At 70.6% G+C, this 4,298-nt stretch carries 2 protein-coding genes; both read left to right on the top strand.

Features of this window, described 5'->3' with window-relative positions:
* Window positions 1–2,472: ABC transporter ATP-binding protein/permease (locus tag LI92_RS20015; RefSeq protein WP_046322017.1), on the top strand; the 2,472-nt coding region annotated here is incomplete at its 5' end.
* Window positions 2,469–4,208: an ABC transporter ATP-binding protein gene (locus tag LI92_RS20010; protein WP_046322016.1), complete on the top strand. Its 1,740-nt coding sequence runs from the start codon at window positions 2,469–2,471 to the stop codon at window positions 4,206–4,208. The genes LI92_RS20015 and LI92_RS20010, both read left to right, overlap by 4 nt.
* The last annotated feature ends 90 nt before the right edge of the window (window positions 4,209–4,298 follow it).

The raw sequence follows: 4,298 nt of genomic DNA, 5'->3' as shown, positions 1-4,298 counted from the left end.
TGTATAAGAGACAGGTTCACCGATGCCGTCGTCGAGCCCTGCGCCTGGCTGCGGTTCTGGTTCCCCGACCCGGACGGTTCGGCCACTGAGTTTCAACGCGCCTACACCATCGCCGAAGGCGACGCCGAGAGCGGACGCTTCGCGGTCGACATGGTGATGCACGAACCGGCCGGTCCGGCCACCCGGTGGGCGCGCACGGTCGAACCGGGGGCCACCATCACGGCGATGTCGCTGATGGGCTCGACGCGCTTCGAGGTGCCCGACGCCGACACCGCACCCGCCGGCTACCTGCTGCTCGGCGACTCGGCGTCCATCCCGGGCATCAACGCCATCATCGGCTCGATTGCCGGCGACATACCGATCGAGCTCTATCTCGAACAGCATGATGACAACGACGTCGCGATCCCGCTGCAGCACCACCCGCGGCTGCGCGTGCACTGGGTGCCGCGGCGTGGCCCGCACTCGCTGGCGGAGGCGATCGAGGCCCGGGACTGGTCCAATTGGTATGCCTGGGCCACCCCCGAGGCCGCAACCCTCAAGGCCCTGCGGACCCGGCTGCGCGACGAGTTCGGCTTTCCCAAATCCGAGATCCACGCCCAGGCCTACTGGACCGCCGGTCGCGCGATGGGCACCCAGCGCGACACCGCGGACGCCGCGTTGACTCTGCCGCCACCAGACAAAAGTGCGAGTGCGGCACCTGGTGAGCGCAGAGTCAACGCGAAGGCGACGAAGGGGGAGTGGCGCGCCCAGGCCGCGGGCCGACTGCTCGGGGCGGTGCGGGTGCCACTGATCGTCTCCGGTGTTCTGCAGGCACTGATCACGCTGTTGCAGTTGGCTCCGTTCGTGCTGCTGGTGGAGCTGGCCCGGTTGCTGGTCGCCGGCGCCGACGAGTCCCGGCTGTGGACTGTGGGCGTCGCCGCGCTCACGGTACTGGGGCTGGGCACCCTGCTGGGCGCGGGCCTGACGCTGTGGCTGCATGTGGTCGACGCCCGGTTCGCCAGCACGTTGCGCAGCCGGCTGCTGAGCAAACTCTCCCGGCTGCCGCTGGGCTGGTTCACCGACCGGGGATCCGGGGCGATCAAGCAGCTGGTAGCCGACGACACGTTATCCCTGCACTACCTGGTGACCCACGCCATTCCCGACGCGGTCGCCGCCGTGGTGGCACCGGTGGCGGTGCTGGTCTACCTGTTCGTGGTGGACTGGCGGGTCGCGCTGGTGCTGTTCGTGCCGGTGCTGGTCTACCTGGTGCTGATGTCGGTGATGATGACCCAATCCGGTCCCAAGATCAGCCAGGCGCAGCGCTGGGCCGAGCGGATGAACGGCGAAGCCGGCACCTCCCTGGAGGGCCAGCCGGTGATCCGGGTGTTCGGCGGCGCCGCTGCCTCCACCTTCCGCAGCCGCCTGGACTCCTACATCGAGTTCCTGGTGTCCTGGCAGCGGCCGTTCGTCGGCAAGAAGACACTGATGGACCTGGTCACCCGGCCGTCGACGTTCCTGTGGCTGATCCTGCTGGCCGGCACCCCGCTCGTGGTCTCCGGCCGGATGGACCCGGTGAATCTGCTGCCCTTCCTGTTACTGGGCACCACATTCGGCGCCCGGCTGCTGGGCATCGGGTTGGGGGTCGGCGGTATCCGGGGCGGAATGCTGGCCGCCCGCCGGCTGCAGATCGCCCTGGACGAACCCGAACTCGCCGTCGAGCACGTGCCGCCGGGGCAGGCGGACGCCCCCGCCGGGGTGCGCTTCGAGTCGGTCACCTTCGGCTACCGCCCCGGTGTCCCGGTGATCCGGGACGTGTCGCTGACCCTGCGGCCGGGCACGGTGACCGCGCTGGTGGGGCCGTCGGGATCGGGCAAGTCCACCCTGGCTGCGCTGCTCGCCCGGTTCCACGACGTCGACTCCGGCTCGATATCGATTGACGGACAAGACATCCGGACGCTGACCGCCGACGAACTGTACCGGCGGGTGGGATTCGTGCTGCAGGAGACCCAGCTGGTACACGGCAGCGTGCGGGACAACATCGCCTTGGCCGCACCGGAGGCCACCGACGAGCAGGTGCACGCCGCCGCCGCGGACGCCCAGATCCATGACCGGATCCTGCGGTTGCCGCAGGGCTACGACACGGTGCTCGGTGCCGCTTCGGCCCTCTCCGGCGGGGAACGGCAGCGGCTCACCATCGCCCGAGCCATCCTCGCCGACACCCCGGTGCTGATCCTCGACGAGGCAACCGCGTTCGCCGATCCCGAATCGGAATACCTGGTGCAGCAAGCGCTCAACCGGTTGACCCGGGACCGCACCGTGCTGGTCATCGCGCACCGGCTGCACACCATCACCGCCGCCGACCAGATCGTGGTGCTCGACCACGGCGGCGTCGCCGAGCAGGGCCGGCACGAGGAGCTGCTGGCCGCGGGGGGACGTTATCGCCGGCTCTGGGACAGCGGTCGCGCCGCGGTGGCTGCGGAGGCGAGCCGATGATCCGCACCCTGATCCAGCTGATCCCGCAGGGTCGCCGCCCCCGGCTACTGGGCTACGCCGTGCTGACCACCGTGTCAGTGGCGGTGCGCGCGGCCGCCACCGTCTTACTGGTCCCGCTGGTCAGCGCGCTGTTCTCCGACACCCCGGCGGCAGCGCTGCGGTGGCTGGGCTGGCTGACGGTGGCCACCGTCGTGGGCTGGCTGGTCGATTTCTGCTGCGCCCGAATCGGTTTCGACCTGGGCTTTGCTGTCCTCGATCACACCCAACATGACGTCGCCGACCGCCTGCCCGGCGTACGCCTGGGCTGGTTCACCCCGGCCAACACGGCTACGGCACGCCAGGCGATCGCCAGTACCGGCCCGGAACTGGTCAGTCTGGTGGTCAACCTGGCGACCCCGCTGATCAGCGCGATCCTGCTGCCGCCGGCTATCGCCGTGGCGCTGTTCGGGGTCTCCTGGCAACTGGGGCTGGCCGCCCTGGGCGGGGTACCGCTGCTGCTGGGCGCGCTGTGGGCGTCCAACCGGCTCAGCGCCCGCGCGGACGCCGCCGCCGGCGACGCCAACACCGCGCTCACCGAACGGATCATCGAATTCGCCCGCACCCAGCAGGCGCTGCGCGCGGCCCGGCGCGTCGAACCCGAACGCAGCACCGTCGGACTGGCCCTGAACGCCCAGCACGGCGCGGCCATGCGGCTGCTGCTCATGCAGATCCCGGGCCAGCTGCTGTTCAGCCTGGCCAGCCAGGGCGCGCTCATCCTGCTCGCCGGTACCACCACCGCGCTGACCGTGACCGGCACGCTGAGCGTCCCGCAGGCCATCGCGCTGATCGTCGTGGCGGCCCGCTACCTCGAACCGTTCACCGTCATCAGCGAGTTGGCGCCGGCGCTGGAGTCCACCCGGGCCTCCCTGGACCGGATTCGTGCCGTGCTCACCGCGCCGGAGGTGACGGTCGGCACCCGTCGGGTGCCCGGGGAGGCGCCCGCGCCCCGCATCGAGTTCGACAACGTCACCTTCGGCTACGACCCGGCGGGCCCCCCGGTGCTCGACGGGGTCAGCTTCGCGCTGGAGCCCGGCACCACCACGGCCATCGTCGGGCCGTCGGGATCGGGCAAGAGCACCATCTTGTCCCTGATCGCCGGCCTGCACGAACCGAGCCGCGGCCGGGTCCTGGTGGACGGGGTCGACGCCGCCGAGCTGGACGCGCCGTCCCGGCGGGCCCTGAGCAGTATGGTGTTCCAGCACCCCTACCTTCTTGACGGCACGGTCGAGGACAACGTGCTGGTGGGAGACCCCGATGCCGACCCGGCCGCGTTCCAGACGGCGACCGGGCTCGCCCGCGTCGACGAGCTGTTGGCCCGGCTGCCCGACGGCGCCGGCACCCGCGTGGGGGAGGCCGGAGCGGCGTTGTCCGGCGGTGAGCGGCAACGGGTCAGCATTGCCCGCGCCCTGCTCAAGCTCGCGCCGGTACTGCTGGTCGATGAGGCGACCAGTGCCCTGGACACCGAGAACGAGGCGGCCGTCGTTGCCGCGCTCAGTTCCGAACTGCGCCCGCGCACCCGGGTGATCGTCGCGCACCGGCTGGCCAGCATCGCCCACGCCGACCGCGTGCTGTTCATCGACGACGGCCGCATCGTCGAAGACGGCACCATCGGTCAATTGCGGGCGGCGGGTGGGCGTTTCGACGAGTTCTGGCGCCAGCAGCACGAAGCTGCCGGTTGGCAGATTTTCGCCGGTTAGCTGTTGTGACCTGACACGTTGTTGTCAGGCGGCGAGTCGGGTGATGGGTGGTCTTCCGCCGAGGGCGGAGTGGCCTCGTTGAGTGTTGTA

The sequence above is a fragment of the Mycobacterium sp. UM_Kg1 genome (assembly GCF_000972925.1).
GTDB lineage: Bacteria > Actinomycetota > Actinomycetes > Mycobacteriales > Mycobacteriaceae > Mycobacterium > Mycobacterium hiberniae.
The sequence above is the reverse complement of the archived record's forward strand: the minus strand, read 5'-3'. Positions and strand labels throughout refer to the sequence as shown.

Coding starts and splice junctions, on each gene's coding strand:
- LI92_RS20010 (WP_046322016.1), top strand. CDS start 2,469: ATGATCCGCACCCTGATCCAGCTGATCCCGCAGGGTCGCCGCCCCCGG.